Source organism: Gordonia sp. (in: high G+C Gram-positive bacteria) (genome assembly GCF_020438995.1).
GTDB lineage: Bacteria > Actinomycetota > Actinomycetes > Mycobacteriales > Mycobacteriaceae > Gordonia.
On the sequence record NZ_JAGQTN010000246.1, the window covers coordinates 1 to 1,840 of the forward strand.

The 1,840-nt window shown below is 66.4% G+C and carries 2 protein-coding genes; both read right to left on the reverse strand.

Features of this window, described 5'->3' with window-relative positions; genetic code table 11:
• Positions 1 to 151: 151 nt before the first annotated feature.
• A complete protein-coding gene (locus KDB67_RS17095; protein ID WP_291018116.1) occupies positions 152 to 925 on the reverse strand; it encodes an acyl-CoA dehydrogenase family protein in 774 nt (257 codons plus the stop codon).
• A 115-nt stretch (positions 926 to 1,040) separates the two neighbouring features.
• The coding region (locus KDB67_RS17100) for an acyl-CoA dehydrogenase family protein (RefSeq protein WP_291018113.1) at positions 1,041 to 1,840 on the reverse strand (800 nt) is incomplete at its 5' end.

Consider the following 1,840-nt stretch of genomic DNA (forward strand, 5'->3'; position numbering starts at 1 on the left):
AACACCCTCGTCAACACACCCACCGACACCACATCAGACAAACGACGATCAGACTCGGGCTTCACCCATCCAGCACGCGGCACACCACCAGGCTACACCCTCAACGACCTTAACTGAACGGTATTGGCCTTAACCGGCGAAGGGGGGTGGGTTACAGGTTGATGAGGCGGGGGGCGTGGGACTGTTCGCCGATCAGGGCGCCGGCCTCGCGGGTGAGGGCGCGGGAGGAACCCAGGAGGGCGTCGAGCATGTGTGCGCGCCGGATGTGACGGTGCAGGGAGTGCTCGGCGGTGAAACCGATTCCGCCGTGCACCTGCTGGGTGTGCCGGCAGGTGATCAGCGCCGCCCGGCCCGCGGCCGCCTTGGCGAGCAGTGCCCGTAGCAGTGAATCATCATGGGGGACAGTGGAGTCCGTGTGCAGGTCGACGGTGGCCGCAGTCAGTGTGGCTTCGGCGCCTTCGATGGCGACCAGGGTTTCGGCCAGACGGTGGCGGACCGCTTGGAAGGATGCGATCGGTTTGCCGAACTGGGTGCGGTCGAGGGCGTGGGTGCGGGCGAGCGTGAGCATCGCCCGGCTCGAGCCCACCAGCCACCAGCCCAGCGCGATCCGCCCGCGGATGAGGGCGTCTTTCGGCAGTGGGCCTGGATCTGTTTGCGACAGTGGAAGTTCCGGGTCGAGGGCAGGGCTCGCGGTGTCGGTGCCGCGGTGCCAGCGCAGCCACAGGTCGCCGGTCATCGGCAAGGGATATTCGGTTGCTGACCGCTCGGTGCCGAGCACATCGTTGATGATCGAGGCGTGGCAACCGGTCTCGCCGAGCAGCCGGAACACCAAAGGGATGGCGACTTCCGGGATCTCGGCGAGCATGTCCTGCCAGCCGAGGTCGTCGAGGGCAACGTCGAGTGCGGGACCGGTGTGCTCGGCCATCGTGGCGCGCAGGGAGTCGGTGAGCAGGGCGATATCGGAGCCCTCTACAGTGCGGCCGTCCACTACGAGTCCTTTCCCATCATGATTCTTTGCCCCGTCATGATTCTTTACCCCATCATTGTTCTTTACCAAGGTCGAGAAGCCGGCGCGCGATGATGTTGCGCTGGATCTCGGCGGTGCCGCCGTAGATGGTGGCGGCCTTGGAGTACAGGTATTCCGACCGCAGCACCGGGTCGGTCCATTCGATGGCGCCGGGCACCAGGTCACGGTAGGTGTCGAACAATTGCTGCTCGGCCGTGGACAACAACACCTTGTCGATGGAGGTTTCGGGGCCGACGCGGCCGGTCTCGGCGAGTGCGCGCTGGGTGATATGCGAGCGGCAGCGCGCGGTATACACCGCCAGGTAGGCCGCACCGAGATCGAGATCGTCTGCCTCGTCGGACTTTCCGGCCAGGCCGTCGAGCGTGGCGAGCAGGTAGGCGATGCGGTGCCAGAAGCACGTGGACCGCTCGTAGGGGAGCAGGTCCATCGCCAGCTTCCAGCCGTCGCCCGGCTGCCCGAGCATCCGGTCGGCGGGTACGACGACGTCGTCGAAATAGACTTCGGCGAACTCGTCGACGTCGTGCATCGTGCGCAGCGGCCGGACCGTGATACCGGGGGTGTCCATGTCGACGAAGAACGCGGTGATGCCCGCATGGCCGGGGGCCGTGCGGGTGAGCAGAACACACCGGGATGCATACTGCGCCAGGCTCGTCCAGACTTTCTGGCCGTTGATCACCCAGTTATCACCGCGCTGCTCGGCACGCGTGGTCAGGGACGCGAGGTCGCTGCCCGAGCCGGGTTCGGAGAAGCCCTGGCACCACTGTTCGGTGCCGTCGAGCAGCCGCGGCACCATGTCGGCCGCGAGTTCGGGGC